Origin of the sequence: Corynebacterium lemuris (assembly GCF_024919295.1) — a bacterium.
In the GTDB taxonomy this organism is placed as follows: Bacteria; Actinomycetota; Actinomycetes; order Mycobacteriales; family Mycobacteriaceae; genus Corynebacterium; species Corynebacterium lemuris.
On sequence record NZ_JANWTC010000002.1, the window covers coordinates 103,376 to 121,580 of the forward strand.

Sequence of the window (18,205 nt, forward strand, 5' to 3'; positions counted from 1 at the left end):
GAACTTCAGTCAGTCAGAAACTTCCAGTTCAGGAGGACCCAGCCATGAACCACCAGTTGCCTCATTCCCGGATCCCCGTGCGGATCGACTTCGATGTCGAGGCGATCCGGGCCCGCTACGCGCAGGAGCTGTCCAGGCGCTCCGAGACGAAGGCACCCGGCAAAGCACACCGCCCCGGCGCCGTCGACCCCGTCGGCGGTGACCCGTGGACAAAGGTGCAGCCGCGGGAGGCGGTGCAGGAGGAATGCGAGGTCCTCATCATCGGCGGCGGTTTCAGCGGCCTGACCCTGGGTGGCAAGCTCGCCGGGGCCGGCATCGACTCTGTCCGCATCCTCGAGCACGGCGGCGACTTCGGTGGTGTCTGGTACTGGAACCGCTACCCGAACGCCCAGTGTGACATCGAGGCCTACGTCTACTTCCCCCTGCTGGAGGAGACCGGCTACATGCCGTCGAGCAAATATCCACCGGCCACGGAGATCTACGAGTACGCCCGGATCATCGGCCAGCACTTCCACCTCTATGACAGGGCGCTCTTTCACACCGCGGCGACCACCGCCACCTGGGATGAGGAGTCCCAGCGCTGGATCGTGGCCACCGACCGTGGTGATGAGATCCGCGCCCGCTACCTGATCCGCTCCAGCGGTGCGCTGGGCACGCCGGTCTTCCCCAACGTCCCCGGCATCGACACCTTCCCGGGCAGGATCTTTCACTCCAGCCGCTGGGACTACGGGTACACCGGTGGCAGTCAGTTCGAGCCGCTGGTCAACCTGCGCGACAAGAAGGTCGCCGTCGTCGGCTCCGGTGCCAGCGCTGTCCAGGTCGTCGCGGCCCTGGCCGGCCAGGTCGAACACCTCTACGTCGTCCAGCGCACCCCCGGTCCGGCCGTGGGGGAGCGCGACACCACCCCGACCGATCCGGAGCAGTGGCGCGATCAGCCCGAGGGTTGGCAGCGCGAGCGCATGCTCAACTACGACGCGAACACCTCGGGTCACCCGCAGCCGGTGGACCTGGTCCAGGACCAGTTCTCGAAGTTCTTCTCCGCAAACGCCACCGCCGACAACATCGTGGAGGATCTCTCCCGGGTCCCGGCGGAGGATGTCATGGCGGTCCGCGAGCTCGCCGACATGAAGATCATGGAGCACGTGCGCTCCGCCTGCGATGAGATCGTCCAGGATCCGGCCACCGCCGACCAGCTCAAGCCCTGGTACGGCTTCGGCTGCAAGCGCGTCACCTTCGACGACGGTTACCTCGCCGCCTTCAACCGCGAGGACGTCACGCTTATCGACGCCCCCGTCACCGGCCTTCAGGCCATCCACGGCTCCACCGTCTGCGCGGGTGGACAGGAATTCGAGGCGGACTGCATCATCCTGGCCACCGGCTTCGACGCCGGTTCCGATCCGAAGCGCCGTACCGGCCTCACCGTCACCGGCAGGGGTGGGCGCGATCTTTCCGAGCACTGGTCGCAGGGACTGCGCACCCTGCACGGTTTCATGGCCGATGAGTTCCCCAACCTCTTCGAGACCGGCCAGGGCCAGGGGGCCATCGCCCTGAACTTCACCTCCCTGCTGCGCCTGCAGGCCGAGCACATCGTCGCCATCATCGCCGAGGCGCACCGCCGGGGTGCCACCACCATCGAACCCACCGCCGGTGCCGTGGAGGAGTGGGGCGAGCGGGTCAACCAGAGCGGTGGGCCGTTCCGCGCCTACCACGCCCACTGCGTACCCGGTTACTACAACGGCTATGGCCGGGGCGACGGTGTCCTGACCTCCCAGGTCTTCACCGAGGGCATCCACTCTTTCCGCCAGGTGCTCGAGGACTGGCGCACCACCGGTGACTTCACCGGCCTCACCTTCTCCTGACCCATCCCTTCTGAAAGGACAATCATGACCACCCCCAACCTCCCACCCGCCGCAACCGTCACCGGCACCAACACCGCAGAGGGTGCCGACCTGCGCAACGTCTTCTCCCGCAGCCTCACCCGCATGCCCGGTGGCGCCCAGCTCGTGGTGACCCTCGACGGCGAACCCATCGTCGACCTCGCCGGCGGCACCGCCGGTGGACCGGTCTGCCAGGACACCCCGGTGCAGGTCTTCTCCGTCTCCAAGCTCATCGTCGCCCTGGCCGCGGCACATGCCGTCGGCGCCGGGAAGCTGGACCTGGACCGGCCGCTCGCCGAGTACTGGCCGGCCTTCGACAGGCCCGCCACCCGAGCCATCACCACCCGCCACGTCCTGAGCCACTCCAGCGGCATCAACGGGGTGGACACACCACTATCCGTCGACGGGCTGCTGGCGGGGGCGCTGGATGAGGCCGTGGAGAAACAGGAGCCACGGTGGGAACCGGGGAGCGCGCACGGCTACCACGCATTCACCTATGGTGCGCTGATGGCCGGCATCTTCCGCCACGCGGTGGGGGAGAGCCTGCAGGACTACGCGGCACGGAACATCATCGACCCGACCGGCGGCGGCTTCTGGTTCGGCACCCCTGGGGACGTGCTGCCGCGCCTGGCGACGCTCTCCTTCGACGCACCCATCCTCACCGAAGTGCAGCTGGGCGGCATCATCGAGGGCACCGCCATCCCGGACGGCGCCATGACACCGATCATGCAGGACGCCCCCGGCTTCTTCCTCGACCCGCGGGTCCAGCAGGCCGACTGGCCGGCGATGTCCGGCGTGAGCTCCGCGCAGGCGCTGGCGCGTATCGTCAACACCACCCATGGCTACGGACAGGAGGCCACCGTGCCGGAGCCCGCGATCACGGAGATGGCCACCGAGCAGGTCTACGGTCTGGACCGCTCCCTGGGTCAGCGCTCCGGTTTCGGCCTGGGCGTGGAACTCCCGCAGCCCGCGATGCCCTATTTCGGACCAGGTTCCTACGGGCACCAGGGTGCAGGAGGTTCGGTGGTCGCCGTCGATCCGGCACGCCGCCTGGTCTTCGCCTACGTGCAGACCCACACCAGCCCCACCGTGGGCGTCTCCGACCAGGCGATCACGCTGCTCGCGGCTACGCGGGCGCTGCTGGAGCGTGGATAGGTCGCTTTCGGCAGGGCGGGTGAGAGGAAGCTTTGTTTTACCGGGACGGGGCACGGTCACCTGTTGACGGCAACCATGTAACGGGTGGCGTTAATGACGCTGTCCGTTATATGGTGGGTGTGTGATCAGGTCTTTCAGCATAAAGGACACGCAGCGGATCTGGCAGGAGCAGCGGGTGCGGCGGGTTGACCCACAGGTCCAGCGCGCCGCACTCCGGAAGCTGGAGATGCTCCACGCAGCAGTCCGACTTGATGACCTGCGGATTCCTCCCGGAAATCGCCTTGAGAGACTCAGAGGAGATCGTGAAGGCCAACATAGTATCCGTGTGAATGATCAGTGGCGGATCTGTTTTGTCTGGCATGAAGGCGGCGCAGAAAATGTTGAGTTGGTTGATTATCACTGAGAGGACGTGAGAGACATGTCGACGATCCAGCCGATCCACCCAGGGGAGATTCTCATGGAAGACTTCATCCAGGGTTTTGGAATCACCCAGAATAAGCTCGCTGTGGCAATTGGAGTTCCGCCTCGTCGTATCAACGAGATCGTTCACGGTAAGCGTGGGATCACCGCTGATACAGCCGTGCGTCTCAGCCGATATTTCGGCACAACCGCGGAGTTCTGGATGAATCTGCAGTCTCACTATGAACTGCGGATCCAGCGGCGGGAGCTGGCTGACAAGCTGGAGCAGATCACCCCCTTGAACGTCGCCTGAAAATGAGGGCGCTGCCAACCGTGGCTATTCAGATCGGCACCGCCCCGCAGGTCAGTACCGGATAGATTGACACCATGAATTTCGTGGGAGTAGATCTCGCAGCTGACCCCCGGCGTACTGGATTGGCTGTCATCAGTGGTCAGGGCAGGTGCACACTTGAGCATCTCACCGTCGGTGCCCGGGACGAGACCATCATTGAGGTCGTCCAGTCCGCGGAGCGGGCAGGAGTGGATGTTCCACTCGGCTGGCCGGAGAAATTCGTCGACCTGCTCAGCGCCCACGCCGCAGGCACCCTGCCGGCTCCAGAATCCACGGGACCCGAATGGCGGAGAAACCTGGCGATGCGCGCCACGGACCTCGCCGTCCACCGGCGCACCGGGCTGACCCCCTTGAGCGTCTCCACCGACCGGATCGCCCACCCGGCACTGCGGTGGGCGGGGATCGAAGCACACCTGCGGGACCTGGGTGTCGACACCACCCGGGACGGCTCCGGCGTCATCTGCGAGGTCTACCCGGCGGCGGCCCTCCACTGCTGGTCGCTGCCACACCGTGGTTACAAGGCAGCGAAGAATGCCGCACCGCGGGCCCAGCTGGTGAACCTCCTGCAGCAGCGGTGGACGTGGCTGGACTGGAACGGCCATGAGGATCTCTGCATGGCCGACGACAATGCCCTGGATGCGGTACTCGCTGCGGTGATCGCCCGCGAGATCGCGCTCCGCCGGTGCGAGGCGCCTCCCGTTGAACTCCGGGAGCCCGCGCGCCGGGAGGGATGGATCTGGCTACCGAAAGAGGAGAATCCGACGGATACCTCTCAGAGTGGAGACAGCTGAATCAGGGAGCTGTTGCACGGGGCTGCCCGGAACGCCTTCACATGCAGGATCAGGCACTGTTCTGACTGTTCTCCCGCTGCCGATCCCAGTCGTCCAGGAAGAATTATTTATCCCTATGAGGGCCGCTGTGATCAGGCCCGATACCGCTACCACGATTGCGTTGGGGTGGACTGGTGACATTTTCCCGCACATATTCCCATCCTGGCAGAATTCAGGGACCTCCCGTGGATTAGATTCCGGGTTCTCTCTGCTGCGGGATACGGTGGCGGACCCCCTTGGCCGGAACGGAAGTAAAACGCCGGTGTGACCAGTGAAACTCGGCTAGGGTCGCTTATTCACAGCCACGTCACACGCCAGGAGACTCAGGGTATGACCATCGTTTCGCAGTCACCTGCCCCCACCCTTCGACGCTCGGGGAACACTACATGGCTGGCCGTGGTGGTCTGTGGGATCATCGCGGCGATGCACATCTGGAAACTGCCCAGTGTGCTCACGGAGGTCCAGGCCGATCTCAGTATCAGCCTGGTGCAGGCCGGCCTGCTGCTGGGGCTGGTGCAACTGGCGGGAATCCTGGGTGGGATCCCGGCATCCATCGTCGGCGAGCGCGTGGGGCTGCGCCGCACCCTGGTTCTCGGCCTGGGGCTGCTCGTGGCAGGCTCTGTGGTCAGCGCCCTGGCGACCACCTCAGAAGTGATGATGTCCGCCCGTGCCCTGGAGGGCATCGGGTATCTCGCAGTCATCGTGATGGCCCCGGCATTGATCCGCCGTGACACCCCGGTTGAGCGGCTGACCGTGGCCATGGGCGCGTGGGCGGGCTTCCAGGGGACGGCGACGTTCCTTGCGGTGCTGAGCAGCGCACTGCTGCTGCAGATCGCTGACTGGCGGGTGTGGTACTGGATCATGGCTGCCGTGACTGCCGTCGGGATCCCGCTGCTGTTGAAATACACGGACCCGGATCCTCCGCGGAAGGACGGAATGGGGCCAGCCTTCCACCGGGTCTGGGTGACTGTGCGCAGCTGGAAGCCGTGGATCGCCGGGGCCGTGTTCGCCTGCTACACCGTCCAGTGGACTTCCGTGGTCGGGTTCCTGCCCACCGTCTACCAGGAGTACGGGGTCGGCCCCGTACTCGGGGGAGCACTCTCGGCGGTCGCCGGCGGGATCAACGCCGTGGGCGCGGTGCTGGCCGGATTCCTGCTGCAGCGCGGCTATGCCATCCGTCGGCTGGTCATCACGGCCTTTGCAGTCATGGGTATCACTGCCTTCGGCGTTTACGCCGTGGACTGGGCTGTCGTACCCGGCACGTTCATCCCGCAGTTTGTGCTGGTCTGTGTCTTCTCGGTAGTAGGTGCCCTGATTCCGACCTCCATGTTCCGGGTCATCGTGGACCTGGCGCCGCCTGGCGGGTCGGCATCCGGTGCGGTCGGGTTGATGCAGCAGATCCAGAACACCGGTAATTTCTTCGGCCCCATCCTGTTGGCGTGGCTGGCCGCCCAGGCTCAGGGCTGGCACACCTCCTGGTGGCTCACTACTGCGGCGGGCGTCCTCGGTGCGGTGTTGATCATGCTCTTCTCCGAGAAACGGCTGGGTTTCTCCCTGCGGGAGAAGTGAACGGGTGAGCAACCCAGCTGCCTATCCGATCATGTACACCATGCCCCAGCCGCGTGATCGCAGTTCAGTGGTGAACTCGACGGCTCGGCTCATGTACTGCTCCAGGAAGTTCCGGTCACCGATCCATCCCGGGGACGCGCGGGTGAAGAGACGGTCAAGATCTTCATTCCCGATGGTGGCCAGGTCTGAGGCTGCGACCGCAACCTCGGAGGGGCTCAGTGCCTTGAGAAAGGGCTGGTAGTCGTATCTGCCACCGCGGTCGTATCCCGCGAACAGAATATGGGCGGGACGGCATTCCCCTTCTTCTGGCCGGGTGAGGGCCTGCAGCAGTCCCCAGCATTTGTCCAGGTAGAGCATCTCAGGGCGTGGCATGGCGTCTATGGCGTAGATGGAGTCCCCGATGGGAACCAGTCCCCAGGCATCGGAGAGAGGGTCCTGCCCGAGGAAGAGCTCAGGTGTGGCGGCAGCGGTGGCGGTGTGTTCCGGATCGACCGGATATGCGTAATAACGGATTCCCATGCCGCTGATGTTGGCCGCTCACGCCGATCTCTGCAGCTGGAGACGCCAGCATCTGTGGATGGGGTTGCCCCGCGGGCGTCGAGAAGCGAGTTCATCCACAGGACGTCGGACACGGACCGTCCTGACACGGTCTGCCGGCTAGGCTCCCCGGCCCACCGGCGGGGCAGCCGGCAGCGTGTCGTCGAGACCGCGGCGGCGCAGCTCCGCCCGCGCCCGGTCGAGACCACCGTGCTCGAGGGCGGCCAGGCTCGTGCGCCCTGTCCACACGTGACGGCCGAAACGGTGCACGTGCACCTCCAGATCACCGGCGAGGTGCTCCAGATCGCCCGGCACGTTGCGGTGCTCACTGGGCAGGGGGACGGGCAGGACGAAGGCCTGGTCGAGTGGGGCGGTGGCGGTGATCTCGATACGCCACCCGAAGCCGCGTCCCGACAGGTGCCACTGTTCATCGCTGGTGCGGGTGGTGACCGGGCTGATCACCGGATCGCCGAGGCGGATGACGCGGCCGTCGGGAAGCTTCACGACCAGGCCTGTGACCTCCACCTTCATGCGGCCGGTGGTCACGATGCCGCCGGCGAAGGCGAGACAGGCCCCGGGCTCGTCGAAGCCCTGGGCCTGCCCCCACCACCAGGCGTCGGGGAAGCCCTCCTGACCCCAGTTCTTCTCGCCGTAGACCTGGGCATCCTGGAACTGCCAGGTCTCGTTGCCTACGGTCGCGGTGCCCGAGGCCTTCCCGCCGAGCAGCCACGGGTGCCAGTACTGGTTGAGTCCGGGGACGGCCTGGAAGATGCTCGATCCACCGAGCGCGCGGTGGGGCCAGGGGGAGAGGTCATGGAGTTCCAGGTCGACGCGGGCGTTGTCACCCAGGTTCACGCGGAGCCGACGGTCGTTGCCCTCGAAAGCGGCGGGTGAACCGGGGTCATCACTGATGCCGCCTTCGACGCCGAGGCCGTTCGGGTTGGCCCATGAACCGTCGAGCGCTCCGGTGCGGATGAAACCGTTCGGCCAGGCTGCGAGCCCGACCGTCGCCCAGGATCCCTGCGGACCCTTGTTCGCCCCGCACAGGGCGATGAGCACCCGTCCGGTGCCGGGGTCGGTGATGCGCCAGAAATAGCCTTCCATCGCGACGCCGTGGTGGGCACGCAGCGGATTCCCGAAGGGGAGGTCGGCGCCGGTCGAGCGGTATCGTCTGAGCAGGCCCATGAGGCCAGTAGAACACAGGTGGGGCAGTGATGTCAGTCACTTTCGGCCGGCAACGGCAATCCGCGTGTCGCGGCATTGAAATCGGCTGCACGTGCCGGGACAACGGCAATGGGTGGGTCGGGGCATAGGCGCCAGGGGTTGGCCAGGAACCGCCCGGTGGTCCTCACCGCCACATTCGCCTCCCCGGCCGAGAAGAAGGCCACCTGAGTCGGGCCACTCTGCTGGAAAACGCTCCAGAGAACCGGGTCAGAAAGCGGCCCGGAGTCGGCAAACTGTGGAGCGTTTTCCGTTCGCTTCTCCAGCTACCAGTCGATGTCCCCGAAACCTGGATCCCGCCGGCGCAGGTACTCACCGACGACGGCCGCACCCAGATCGTCGAGCTCGGGTGCGGTGACGCGCCCGCCGACGCGGTCGGCGAGCTGGTTGAGGAAATGCTCCAGTCCCGGATCGTGTCCGAGCCGGAAGAAGGTGGTGCGGGTACCGCGGCGGGTGACCTTGTCCAGCTGGATCAGTGTCTGGCGCAGGGTCTCGGGGTGGGTGGGCCAGTCGAACCAGGCCTCGCCGTGGGGCATGAGGTGGGCCGTCGGCTCGCCGTCGGTGACGATGAGCAGCGTCGGATCCATGCTCGGGTGACGGGCGAAGAAGCGCTCGGCCAGCAGCAGCCCGTGGTGGAGGTTGGTGCCCTGTTCCCGCACCGGGGGCAGGGCGGTGAGCTCGTCGATGTCCATGTTCAGTGCGTGGCGGCCGAAGCCGATCAACGCCAGCTCATCGCCCCGGAACCTCGTGGAGATGAGGTGGTGGAGGGCCAGGGCAGTGCGTTTCATCGGCACCCAGCGGCCCTCGGAGGCCATGGAGTAGGAGGTGTCCACCAGCAGCGCCACCGCTGACTGGGTGCGGGCCTCGGTCTCCACGACCTCGACGTCCTGCACCTCGATGCGCACCCGGCCGGAGGGTGCCTCACCCTCGGCGGCGGAACGCTGCAGGGCGTTGGTCACCGTGCGGGTCACGTCCCAGGGCTGGGTGTCGCCGAATTCCCACGGCCGGGAGGCACCTGTCTGTTCCCCGGAGGCCCCGGCCAGTTGGGCGTCGCGGGCACCGGAGCGGGCGCTGAGGTGCTTCGCGGCGTCGGCAAGCAGCGTTTTTCCGAGGCGGCGCATCGCCTGCGGGGACAATCCCAGCGAACCGTCGGCGTTGTGGCGCAGCAGGCCGCTGTCGCGCATGGCGCGTTCCAGTTCCGCGAGGGTCTCGGCGGAGACAGCCGCCTCCTCACCCAACTGGCGGCCCAGCGCCTCAAGGTCGATGTCGGAGGAATGGGCGCCGTCGTAGGACTGGCTGAGTTGTTCCGCCAGCTCGTCCAGTTCGGCGATGTCCTGCACCGCGCCGGTGCCGTCGCCCAGACCCAGGCCCTCCTCACCGGAGAAGTCCTCCGAGCCGGACCAGTCGAGGTCCGGGCGCATGGACCGCAGGTTGCCCTCGAGTTCACTCAGCTGCTCCATGAGTTCGGGGGAGCCGAAGGCCTGGGCCGAGAGCTCCATCAGTTCCTGGCGCTGCTCCTCCGTCATGGAGTTGAGCATGCGCTGGGCTGCGGCGGAACGCTTCGCCATCGCGTCGATGAGCTCGTCGACGTTGCGCGGGTTCTCCGGGAAGTTCTGACCGTGTTTGTCCATGAAATCGGCGAAGTCCTGCTCGGTGTCCTCGCCGCGGCGGTGCTTGTCCAGCAGCTCGTTGAGGTCCTGGAGCATCTGCTTCACGGCTGCCCGGTCCTCATCGGTGGCGTTCTCCAGTGCCTGTTTCATGCCGGTGAAACGCTGGTCGAGGACCTCGCGGCCGAGCAGGTCCTTGATCCGCTCGAATTTCTCCCGCGCGTCCGTGGACTGCCAGTCGTAGTCGGACAGTTCGTTGACGGCCGCCGCGGTGGAGGCCGGCAGATTGTCCAGCTGCATCTCGCGGAAGGCGCGGTCGGTGTCGTCCATGGTGACGTCGCGGGCGAGCTGGCCGCGTTCGGCGAGCACGGCGTCGTCGAGAAGCTTCTTCACCTCCTGCAGCGTGCCGCCTAGGTTGTGCCGCTGCAGCTTCTCGCGGCGTTTCTCGGCGACGCGGCGGGCGAGGTCGTCGTAGCCCTCACGGCCCCGGCTGCCGTGGCGCAGGAACTCCCGCAGGGCTCGCTCGGGGGAGTAGCCGGCCATGACCTCCTCGGCGATGGCCTCCAGCGCCTCGGTCACGTCCACCGGGGGCGCGAGGGGATCCGGCCCGCCAGTGTAGCGACCGTAGCGGGTGCGGCGTCGTTGTGGCATGTCGGCCTCCTTCTGGAAGCGGGTTGTTCTAGCCGTAGATGGTCTCGCCCTCGCCGGAATCCTTCGCGATCTTCCGGGCGAGGTAGAGGGCCTCGAGGGCGAGTTCGACCGCGCTGGCGCGGGTGCCCTCATCCTGCGCACCCAGGCGGGTGGCGATCTGGTCGTAGAGGTCGGATTCACCGAGATCAGGAAGCCCGGCGAGGAATTCAGCGGCGGTGACCTGCTCACCGGTGGAGACGGTGGTCGTGCCGTCCAGGGCCTGAATCAGGGGAGCGAAATCAAGTCCGCGCATGCGGGCGCGCACTGCCTCAGCAGTGGCCGTGCGCAGCAGATAACCGAGCACCTCCCATTCGCGGCCCTCCTCGCCGGACTCGAACTCGACTTTGCCTCCCAGGACATCGACGGCCGCCTCCAGATCAACGAGGCGGGCCACCGCCTTCTCCTCGCCACGGATCGCGGCGCGGTGCCGGGCGGCGGCCGCGACGGTCTCCGCACCCGCGATGGCGAAACGGGCGGAGACACCGGCGCGCTGGTTGACGGCCGGGGATTCGCGCAGCGCCCGGGTGTAGCGGGCCAGGATCTCCAGCAGCACCTCCGGCACCTCGGCGAGCAGGGTGGCCTCCTGCTCGATGACGGCGATCTCGTCCTCGAGTTCGATGGGGTAGTGGGTGCGGATCTCCGCACCGAAGCGGTCCTTGAGCGGGGTGATGATGCGCCCGCGGTTGGTGTAGTCCTCGGGGTTGGCCGAGGCGACGACCAGCACGTCGAGCGGCAGGCGCAGCATGTAGCCACGGATCTGCACGTCACGTTCCTCCATGACGTTGAGCATGGAGACCTGGATGCGTTCCGCCAGATCCGGCAGCTCGTTGATGGCCACGATGCCGCGGTTGGAACGCGGGATCAGCCCGTAGTGGATGGTCTCCGGATCACCCAGGCGGCGGCCCTCGGCCACCCGCATGGGGTCGACGTCACCGATGAGGTCGGCCACCGACGTGTCCGGGGTGGCCAGCTTCTCCGAGTAGCGCTCATCCCGGTGGATCCACGTCACCGGCAGAGTGTCACCCTCGGCCCCGATACGCCGACGCGTCTCCTCCGTGATGGGGGCCAGGGGGTGCTCACGCAGGTCGGAGTCCGCGACGGCGGGCATCCATTCGTCGAGAAGCCCCGTCAGGGAACGCAACAGACGGGTCTTGCCCTGGCCGCGCTCACCGAGCAGCACGATGTCGTGGCCGGCGATCAGTGCGCGCTCGACCTGCGGGATCACGGTGTGCTGCAGACCGTGCAGACCCGGCCAGGGGTCCTCTCCGGCGGAGAGCTTCGTGAGGAGGTTCTCACGGATCTCGGTCCGCAGGGGACGGTGGGTGTAACCGGCGGCCTTCAGCTCACCGATCGTGGACACATTGGGCGGAAGACTCACGCCTCCAGGCTAGCGAGGAAAATCACATCGGTCGACCACCTGATCCCCACAGGTGTGATTTCCCGCACTGCGCGCCGTGGGTTGGGTAGGCTCCGGTCGATGGGTACTGACACAATTTCCGCGCGCCCGACCCTGATTGTCCTGGTGCGCCACGGCCTCACGCCGACCACCGGCCAGGTGCTGCCCGGACGCGCGCCGGGTCTGCACCTCAGCGAGGCCGGCCAGGGGCAGGCGCGCGAGGTGGCGCAGCGCCTGCAGGGCCTGCCGCTGGTCGCGCTCTACACCTCACCGATGGAACGCACCCGGGAGACGGCCGCGCCCACCGCTGAACTCTTCGGTCTGGAGGCCCAGCTGACGGACGAGCTGGTGGAATGTGATTTCGGGGAGTGGACCGGCGGAAAACTGGCGGAGCTTGCCAAGCTGCCGGAGTGGCAGACCGTGCAGAAGAAGCCCTCAGAGTTCCGCTTCCCCGGCGGGGAGAGCTTCGTGGAGATGCAGGACCGGATGGTCGCCGTGCTGGGCGGAATCGCCGCCCGGCACCGCGGCGGGATTGTGGTGTGTTTCAGCCACGCCGACCCGATCAAGGCGGCCGTCACGCATCTGGCGGGCCGTCCCCTGGATGATTTCCAGCGCGTCGCCGTGGACCCGGCCTCGGTTTCCGTGGTCAGGTACGGCGCGGACGGCACGACCACCATGCTGGAGACGAACTCGAGGTCCGGGCCGCTGCTGCACCTGCTGGAACACCTGGGGGAGGCCCGGCAGCCGTGAACCCGCTGTGCCCGCCCTTCCACCGCGAACTCAACCTGCTCCACCACGGTGAGCTGGGCATCGTCGCGCAGCTCGCCGAGTCGAGCAACCTCACCTTCGTGCTGGAGGCCGCGGACGGGACGGAGGACGGCGACTACGGCTGGGCGGTCTACAAACCCGAGCTGGGGGAGCGCCCGCTCCACGATTTCGCCCGCGGACTCCACGGGCGGGAGGAGGCGGCCTTCCTGTTGAGCGAGCACCTCGGCTGGCACATCGTGCCGCCGACGGTGACGCGTGCCGACGCACCCTTCGGCATCGGTTCCCTCCAGTGGTACATCGAGAACGAGGGGATGCACTATTTCCCCCTCCTGGAGACCCGTCCCGACCTGCACGGCCAGCTGCGCCGCATGGCGGTGTTCGACATGCTCACCAACAACACCGACCGCAAATCCGGGCACGTGCTTCTCGACGCCGCCGACCACGTCTGGGGCATCGACCACGGGCTGTGCTTCAGTGCGCAGCCGAAGCTGCGCACCGTCATCTGGGATTTCGCCGGTGAGGAGATCGACGCCGGGCTGCTCACGGCGGTGGAACCGCTCATCGACGAGGTCCCGGGAGACGTCGCTGCGCTGCTGACACCCGACGAGGTGAGGGCCCTGCAGTCGCGGGCCTCCCGCATCGTGCGCCTGCCCCAGCTGCCGCACCCCAGGTCGCACTACCACTATCCCTGGCCCCTGGTGTGATCCCGGCCACGGACGTAGTCTGGGGCGTACACCCCCGGCTGAAGGAGATCCGAGATGACCGATGTGACCGCACTTGCCAACCGCCTCGCCCAGCTCCATGAATCAGGACGGACCCTGGTCCTGCCCACCGTCTGGGACACCTGGAGCGCGGGTGTGGCCGCGGATGCCGGCTTCGAGGGCCTGACCACCGGCAGTCACCCGATCGCCGACGCCACCGGCAGCTCCGACGGTGAGAACATGGACTTCGATGACTACCTGGCCACCGTCCGGCGCATCACCAGGTCAGTCGACATCCCGGTCAGCGCCGACGTCGAGTCGGGTTACGGCCTGGACCCGGCGGAACTGGTGGAGAAGGTGCTGGAGGCCGGTGCCGTCGGCGTGAACATCGAGGATGTCGTCCACTCCGAGGGCAAGCGTGTCCGCTCCCGGCAGGAACACGCCGACTACATCGCCGCTGCCCGGGAGGCCGCGGATGCTGCCGGGGTGGATTTCGTCATCAACGGGCGCACCGACGCGGTGAAGCTGGGCACGGATGTCTTCGTGGATCCGCTTGCGGAGGCGGAGGAGCGCATCCGGCTCATGGAGGCCGCCGGCGCGCGGGCCGTCTACCCCGTGGGCCTGAGCACGGCCGCGGAAGTCACCCGCCTGGTCAAGGCGGTCTCTGTCCCGCTGAACGTGACCGCCCACCCCGTCGACGGCCACGGCGCGGGCGATCTCGCCGCGCTGACCGCGCTCGGTGTGCGCCGCGTCACCTTCGGCCCGCTGTGGCAGATGTGGCTGGCCGAGCAGTCGAAGGCCCCGCTGGCCACGTGGCGGGAGAGCTGAGCAGCCCACGGAATGGTCCTCAGCTGAACCAGCGCGTCGGCGGTGCCGGGTGCGGGGCCGGCGGCGTAGACTCGTGGCCGCGCAGGGAGGTGGCGGAGGCGATACCGGCGATGGTGCCCGTGCTGATGGCGACGGGGATCAGCCGCATGGACGCAGTGATGTCGCCGGCCGCGTAGACGCCTTCGACGGTGGTGTGCTGGTGGTTGTTCACCACGATGGAACCGTCGTGGTTGAGCTCGCAACCCAGATCAGCGGCGATCTGGTTGGTGGGCAGGTGCCGGAAGGAGAAGAAGACCCGGGTGCCCGCCACCAGCGTCCCGTCACTCATCCGCACACCGCTCAACCTGCCCGGCTCACCGACGAAGGCTTCGGCGGTGCCGCGGACCACGGGTATCCGGTGTTCGTTGAGCAGTCGCTTCTGGCTGTCGTTGAAGATGCGCTCGCGGGAATGGGTGATGATCTTCACGCTCCGGGCCCAGTCGAGCAGTCCCGCCGCGAAGCCGGGGATGAGCCGGCTGGAGCCGAGCACGATGATGTCCTCGTTGCGGGCCATGAACCCGTCACAGGAAGGACAGTGGTGCACATCAGTACCGTAATGCCCCTCGAAGCCGAGCATCTGCGGAGTCTGGTCACGGATGCCGGTGGCCAGCACGAGTCGGCTGGCGGTGACCCGGTGGGCGCCGTCGACCGTGGCGTGGAACAGGCCGTCCTCACCGCGGACCACCCCGGAGACGACACCGTGGTGCAGCTGGACCAGCGGGTACTGTGCCAGGCCCGCACGCGCATCGGCGAGCAGGTCCGGCGGCGCGATGGGGTCCCGGCCGAGGAAGCCGTGCACGTGGTCAGCGGAACGGTTGCGGTTCTCCCCGGCGTCGACGACCAGAGTGAAACGCTGGTACCGGCCCAGCCAGGTGGCGGCCGCCAGGCCGGAGGGGCCGCCACCCACCACGAGGGCGTCCACCGCTGCCGGGAGTTCGGTGTTCATCGCTTTATTCTATGCCCCTTCCGGGGCCGGATAACGTACTTTCCCGTCCTCGCCCACGACCCCACCCGCAGTGAGTTCCGCCGGCGTGATCTTCCCCGGCCCCATGATGTGGCGGACATCGCGCCCGGCGGCGAGCAGGTGGTCGGCGATGATGCGGCGGTGGCAGCGCCACCACACCGCCTCCGAGCACATGAGGACGGTGGGGGTGTGCACGGCAGCGTCGAGAAGCTCGCCCAGAGCGAGCACGAACTCCTCGCCGAGGGCGTGGTCGGCGTAGTTGTGGAAGCTGCGGTTGCGCCAGTTGCCGTTGACCTCGAAGGGCACGGTCCGGGACACGTTACGACGCCCCGTCAGCCCCTCCGAGCGGCGGTAGGAGATGCCGTGGGCCGGCAGTTCCGCGGCCAGTACGTCGTCGTTGAAGTGCGGGTACTTCCGGGAGCCGGGCAGCCGGCGCACATCGACCAGCGCCGCCACCCCGGCCCCGGTGAGCAGGTTGATGAACTCCTCCAGGTCGCGGTTGGAATGACCGACGGTGAAGACTGGTGTACCCGCCATGATGTAACTCCTATTCTGCCGGTGGATTCAGCTGGGCTGCGGCCGCCTCCCGGTGGGACTCGTCGCCGGAATCCAGGACATACAGACCGTAGGCGACGGCGTTCGCCGAGAACATCTCCGCGCAGTGCTCCGCCAGCCGGGGCCAGACCTGACCACCGCCGGCGACATAGTGCTCCACGGTGAGCCGGAAGGCCTCGGGACTGGCTGTGGCCTGGTGGAACATGAAGTCCCGGGCGGGATCACCCACGGTGGCCGTGGTCCAGTCGAGCACACCGCTGATGCGTCCGTCGCGGATGAGTGTGTGGCCGGGGTAGATCTCACCGTGGGTGAGCACCGCATGATCCGGCCAGTAACTCTCGTCTGACAGCCACGCCTCCCAGCGATCCAGCAGATGCCCGGCAACCGTGAACTCCCGCGACACCCGCTCGATGTCCTGGCGCCAGGCCTGCCGGAAATAGGCCGGGGTGCGCACCGGGGCGCCGGTGGTGGATGCCTCGATGGGGTCCGTGCCGTGCAGCTGTGCGAGCAGCTCACCGAGGGATTCGGCATAACCGGGCGCGGACACGTCGACCCTCCACACCGGCTCGCCGTCGACCATCTCCAGCCCGGGTTCGCCGGGCAACAGGGGATAGGCGATCAGGTCGCCGGTGTGGATCCGCCAGTCCGGGACGGCAGCATCCAGGCGCGGCGCCACCAACCGCAGCACCCGGGCCTCCACTGCGGCGCGCACCATCACCTCCGCCCGGCGCGGGATGCGCAGCACCCAGTCAGCACCGGCGGTGGTCCGGGCCAGCACCACCCGGAAGTCCAGGCCCATCTCATTGAACTCCAGAGAATCCGGGGCCAGGTCCAGGCCGTGGTCGGCGGCGAGCCGGATCACCCCGGCAGGTTCAGCGGTGGGGTCACTCACCGACCACTCCGCAGGCGAGGCGGCTGCCGGCGTCACCGGTGCTGCGGGTGTCCTCATCAGCACCGTCAGGGGCGTAGCGCTCAGGGATGTTGGCGTAGTTGTCGGTGCCGTCATGGATCATGAAGGCGGAGCCGTCATCATCCTGCAGATCGGCGAGGGTGAGACGGTCGGTCTGGAAGCTCAGGGCACCGTCCCCGGACTCCCGGACCAGCAGCTGGGGCAGGTCACCCGCGTGGTCGGGGTGGTCGGACTCCCCGGATCCGAGGTGGCCGCCGGCGGAGAGGAAGGCACCGGTGTTGTCGGGGTTGTTCGGGGCGGCGCTGTCGGTCTCACACAGGCCGGTCTGGTGGATGTGGAAGCCGTAGAAACCCGGTTCCAGGCCGGAGACGCTGAGGGTGATCTCGAGGGCGTCGTTGAGTTCGTTGACCTCCACTGTGCCCAGCTCCGAGTCCTCTGCGTCGTTGAGGGTGGTGGACAGGACCTCGCCCTGGGAGGCGTTGGTGGTCTCGGCTGTTCCGGTGGCGGTCACGGTGTCGGTGTCGGCGGTCGGGTCAGCGGTGTCGTCGGCGGCGGTGCAGGCGCCCAGGACAAGTAGGCTGGTGGCACCCAGTGCGGTGAAGATGGCGCGGGGCAGGTGTCGCATGGTGTTTCCTCTCGTGATGATCCGGACAGCCCCGGGAGAGGATCACCTTCGGGTGGCGCGACGTGCTTCGGCGGGATCCTGACCGGAACTGCGTGGCTTCCGTGTGTCTGCCACGGTACCGACCTTCCGCTGTACTGTCAGCGGATTCCCCTGCTCCCACCGTGCTGACGTGGGATCATCGCTGGTGACACAACCGGACACCACATCTGCCGGAGCCGCGCCCATGACTTTCTCCACCCCCAGCCGTCGGCTCCGGGTCCCGGTGAGGCTCACCGGACTCGGCCTGGGCCTTCTCGGGTTCCTGGTTTTCACCCCGATTCCTGGGGCGCTGCTCGTACGGGCCATGTTCAACCGGGATTCCCGTCGCACCGCAGCAGCACTGGAGGAGGCAGCCCCAGGCGTCGAGCAGCGGCTGGGGATCCCCTACCGCCCAGGAGACCGGTCCGCTTTCCTTGATGTCTACACCCCGCATGGCGCGACCGGGCGCTTGCCGACGATCGTGTGGACCCACGGTGGCACGTGGCTCTCCGGCCCCCGCAGCGACTACGCGGGTCATTCCCTGGCACCGGGTCACAGATATCCCCGGGCCCTGCATCAGCTCAACGACGCCCACACCTGTCTGCTCGCACACGCCGCAGACCTCAACGTGGACACTGACCGGATCGTTCTCGCCGGGGATTCCGCCGGCGCCCAGTTGTCGGCCCAGCTGGCGACCGCGGTCACGGATCCCGGGTACGCCGCCGAACTGGGAATCACACCTACCTCAACGAGAGGCAACTGCGCGGCCTGATGCTCAACTGCGGCATCTATGACGTCCCGGCGATGGACAACAGTAAGGGCCTGACCGGTTGGGGAGTACACCAGGCGCTGTGGGCCTACACCGGTTCAAGGAACTTCGCTTCCTCGCCCGCCGCGGCGCAGATGTCCGTCCTGCACCAGGTCGGGGTGGACTTTCCCCGCACCTGGCTCAGCGGCGGTAACGCCGACCCGTTGACTGCAATCCAGTCCCGACCCCTGGCAGAGAAATTGCGTGGCCTGGAAGTCGACGTGGAGGAGGTCTTCTACCCGGAGGGGTACACTCCGGCCCTCGCCCACGAATACCAGTTCAAGCTGGAGACCGCCGCAGCCCGAGAGGCCCTGCAGTCGATGCTGGACTTCGCGCACCGGGTGACACAATAAGGC

19 protein-coding genes are annotated in these 18,205 nt (G+C 67.4%); 11 read left to right on the top strand and 8 right to left on the bottom strand.

Annotated elements, in window-relative coordinates; translation table 11 throughout:
* The first annotated feature begins 44 nt into the window (after nucleotides 1-44).
* The 6 genes from NYP18_RS03865 to NYP18_RS03890 all read left to right on the top strand — a co-directional run bounded on the left by NYP18_RS03865 (nucleotide 45) and on the right by NYP18_RS03890 (nucleotide 6,182).
* Nucleotides 45-1,859 (top strand): flavin-containing monooxygenase, encoded by a 1,815-nt coding sequence (locus NYP18_RS03865; protein ID WP_259426861.1) that lies wholly within the window; start codon nucleotides 45-47, stop codon nucleotides 1,857-1,859.
* Between the two features lie 24 nt (nucleotides 1,860-1,883).
* On the top strand, nucleotides 1,884-3,032 hold the full coding sequence (locus tag NYP18_RS03870) for a serine hydrolase domain-containing protein (protein ID WP_259426862.1): 1,149 nt from the start codon (nucleotides 1,884-1,886) through the stop codon (nucleotides 3,030-3,032).
* Nucleotides 3,033-3,153: 121 nt separating this feature from the next.
* Nucleotides 3,154-3,435, top strand: coding sequence for a type II toxin-antitoxin system RelE/ParE family toxin (locus NYP18_RS03875; protein WP_259426863.1), 282 nt, complete (start codon nucleotides 3,154-3,156; stop codon nucleotides 3,433-3,435).
* A 15-nt stretch (nucleotides 3,436-3,450) separates the two neighbouring features.
* Entirely contained in the window at nucleotides 3,451-3,744 is a 294-nt protein-coding gene (locus NYP18_RS03880; protein ID WP_259426864.1) for a HigA family addiction module antitoxin, read from the top strand.
* A 74-nt stretch (nucleotides 3,745-3,818) separates the two neighbouring features.
* Nucleotides 3,819-4,574, top strand: a complete 756-nt coding sequence (locus NYP18_RS03885; protein WP_259426865.1) for a DUF429 domain-containing protein — start codon at nucleotides 3,819-3,821, stop codon at nucleotides 4,572-4,574.
* A 369-nt stretch (nucleotides 4,575-4,943) separates the two neighbouring features.
* Entirely contained in the window at nucleotides 4,944-6,182 is a 1,239-nt protein-coding gene (locus tag NYP18_RS03890; protein WP_259426866.1) for an MFS transporter, read from the top strand.
* 21 nt (nucleotides 6,183-6,203) lie between these two features.
* Here the strand turns inward: NYP18_RS03890 and NYP18_RS03895 are convergent, their stop codons facing one another.
* The 4 genes from NYP18_RS03895 to NYP18_RS03910 all read right to left on the bottom strand — a co-directional run bounded on the left by NYP18_RS03895 (nucleotide 6,204) and on the right by NYP18_RS03910 (nucleotide 11,615).
* Entirely contained in the window at nucleotides 6,204-6,701 is a 498-nt protein-coding gene (locus NYP18_RS03895; RefSeq protein WP_259426867.1) for a hypothetical protein, read from the bottom strand.
* 138 nt (nucleotides 6,702-6,839) lie between these two features.
* Nucleotides 6,840-7,904 (bottom strand): tocopherol cyclase family protein, encoded by a 1,065-nt coding sequence (locus NYP18_RS03900; protein ID WP_259426868.1) that lies wholly within the window; start codon nucleotides 7,902-7,904, stop codon nucleotides 6,840-6,842.
* Nucleotides 7,905-8,206: 302 nt separating this feature from the next.
* A complete protein-coding gene (locus tag NYP18_RS03905; RefSeq protein WP_259426869.1) occupies nucleotides 8,207-10,198 on the bottom strand; it encodes a VWA domain-containing protein in 1,992 nt (663 codons plus the stop codon).
* A gap of 28 nt (nucleotides 10,199-10,226) precedes the next feature.
* Nucleotides 10,227-11,615, bottom strand: coding sequence for a sigma 54-interacting transcriptional regulator (locus tag NYP18_RS03910; RefSeq protein WP_259426870.1), 1,389 nt, complete (start codon nucleotides 11,613-11,615; stop codon nucleotides 10,227-10,229).
* 99 nt (nucleotides 11,616-11,714) lie between these two features.
* Between NYP18_RS03910 and NYP18_RS03915 the strand changes: the two genes are divergently transcribed.
* Genes NYP18_RS03915 through NYP18_RS03925 form a run of 3 tightly spaced genes read left to right on the top strand, consistent with a single transcriptional unit; the run spans nucleotide 11,715 to nucleotide 13,930 of the window.
* Entirely contained in the window at nucleotides 11,715-12,383 is a 669-nt protein-coding gene (locus tag NYP18_RS03915; protein ID WP_259426871.1) for a histidine phosphatase family protein, read from the top strand.
* Nucleotides 12,384-12,388: 5 nt separating this feature from the next.
* Complete coding sequence (locus NYP18_RS03920; RefSeq protein WP_259427122.1) at nucleotides 12,389-13,105, top strand: SCO1664 family protein; 717 nt, start codon at nucleotides 12,389-12,391, stop codon at nucleotides 13,103-13,105.
* A 54-nt stretch (nucleotides 13,106-13,159) separates the two neighbouring features.
* Nucleotides 13,160-13,930, top strand: a complete 771-nt coding sequence (locus tag NYP18_RS03925) for an isocitrate lyase/PEP mutase family protein (RefSeq protein WP_259426872.1) — start codon at nucleotides 13,160-13,162, stop codon at nucleotides 13,928-13,930.
* Nucleotides 13,931-13,949: 19 nt separating this feature from the next.
* Here NYP18_RS03925 and NYP18_RS03930 read toward each other — a convergent pair whose 3' ends face one another.
* The 4 genes from NYP18_RS03930 to NYP18_RS03945 are packed head-to-tail and all read right to left on the bottom strand — an operon-like array spanning nucleotide 13,950 to nucleotide 17,023.
* Nucleotides 13,950-14,915 carry an NAD(P)/FAD-dependent oxidoreductase gene (locus NYP18_RS03930; protein WP_259426873.1) on the bottom strand — a complete coding sequence of 322 codons (966 nt, stop codon included), beginning with the start codon at nucleotides 14,913-14,915 and terminating at the stop codon, nucleotides 13,950-13,952.
* A gap of 9 nt (nucleotides 14,916-14,924) precedes the next feature.
* Complete coding sequence (locus tag NYP18_RS03935; protein WP_259426874.1) at nucleotides 14,925-15,470, bottom strand: DUF488 domain-containing protein; 546 nt, start codon at nucleotides 15,468-15,470, stop codon at nucleotides 14,925-14,927.
* Between the two features lie 10 nt (nucleotides 15,471-15,480).
* Nucleotides 15,481-16,380, bottom strand: a complete 900-nt coding sequence (locus NYP18_RS03940) for a macrolide 2'-phosphotransferase (RefSeq protein ID WP_369415240.1) — start codon at nucleotides 16,378-16,380, stop codon at nucleotides 15,481-15,483.
* The gene (locus NYP18_RS03945) at nucleotides 16,373-17,023 is read right to left on the bottom strand and encodes a superoxide dismutase family protein (RefSeq protein ID WP_259426876.1); all 651 of its coding nucleotides are present in this window, start codon (nucleotides 17,021-17,023) and stop codon (nucleotides 16,373-16,375) included. Before NYP18_RS03945 ends, NYP18_RS03940 begins: the two co-directional genes overlap by 8 nt.
* A gap of 223 nt (nucleotides 17,024-17,246) precedes the next feature.
* Between NYP18_RS03945 and NYP18_RS03950 the strand changes: the two genes are divergently transcribed.
* On the top strand, nucleotides 17,247-17,813 hold the full coding sequence (locus NYP18_RS03950) for an alpha/beta hydrolase (RefSeq protein ID WP_259426877.1): 567 nt from the start codon (nucleotides 17,247-17,249) through the stop codon (nucleotides 17,811-17,813).
* Between the two features lie 32 nt (nucleotides 17,814-17,845).
* Nucleotides 17,846-18,202: an alpha/beta hydrolase family protein gene (locus tag NYP18_RS03955; RefSeq protein WP_259426878.1), complete on the top strand. Its 357-nt coding sequence runs from the start codon at nucleotides 17,846-17,848 to the stop codon at nucleotides 18,200-18,202.
* The last annotated feature ends 3 nt before the right edge of the window (nucleotides 18,203-18,205 follow it).

Excerpts from the sequence above, each read along its gene's own strand:
- NYP18_RS03950 (WP_259426877.1), top strand. The coding sequence starts at position 17,247 with ATGACTTTCTCCACCCCCAGCCGTCGGCTCCGGGTCCCGGTGAGGCTC.
- NYP18_RS03895 (WP_259426867.1), bottom strand. The coding sequence starts at position 6,701 with ATGGGAATCCGTTATTACGCATATCCGGTCGATCCGGAACACACCGCC.
- NYP18_RS03885 (WP_259426865.1), top strand. The coding sequence starts at position 3,819 with ATGAATTTCGTGGGAGTAGATCTCGCAGCTGACCCCCGGCGTACTGGA.
- NYP18_RS03870 (WP_259426862.1), top strand. The coding sequence starts at position 1,884 with ATGACCACCCCCAACCTCCCACCCGCCGCAACCGTCACCGGCACCAAC.
- NYP18_RS03955 (WP_259426878.1), top strand. The coding sequence starts at position 17,846 with ATGGACAACAGTAAGGGCCTGACCGGTTGGGGAGTACACCAGGCGCTG.
- NYP18_RS03865 (WP_259426861.1), top strand. The coding sequence starts at position 45 with ATGAACCACCAGTTGCCTCATTCCCGGATCCCCGTGCGGATCGACTTC.
- NYP18_RS03905 (WP_259426869.1), bottom strand. The coding sequence starts at position 10,198 with ATGCCACAACGACGCCGCACCCGCTACGGTCGCTACACTGGCGGGCCG.
- NYP18_RS03930 (WP_259426873.1), bottom strand. The coding sequence starts at position 14,915 with ATGAACACCGAACTCCCGGCAGCGGTGGACGCCCTCGTGGTGGGTGGC.
- NYP18_RS03900 (WP_259426868.1), bottom strand. The coding sequence starts at position 7,904 with ATGGGCCTGCTCAGACGATACCGCTCGACCGGCGCCGACCTCCCCTTC.
- NYP18_RS03880 (WP_259426864.1), top strand. The coding sequence starts at position 3,451 with ATGTCGACGATCCAGCCGATCCACCCAGGGGAGATTCTCATGGAAGAC.
- NYP18_RS03915 (WP_259426871.1), top strand. The coding sequence starts at position 11,715 with ATGGGTACTGACACAATTTCCGCGCGCCCGACCCTGATTGTCCTGGTG.
- NYP18_RS03925 (WP_259426872.1), top strand. The coding sequence starts at position 13,160 with ATGACCGATGTGACCGCACTTGCCAACCGCCTCGCCCAGCTCCATGAA.
- NYP18_RS03945 (WP_259426876.1), bottom strand. The coding sequence starts at position 17,023 with ATGCGACACCTGCCCCGCGCCATCTTCACCGCACTGGGTGCCACCAGC.
- NYP18_RS03890 (WP_259426866.1), top strand. The coding sequence starts at position 4,944 with ATGACCATCGTTTCGCAGTCACCTGCCCCCACCCTTCGACGCTCGGGG.
- NYP18_RS03935 (WP_259426874.1), bottom strand. The coding sequence starts at position 15,470 with ATGGCGGGTACACCAGTCTTCACCGTCGGTCATTCCAACCGCGACCTG.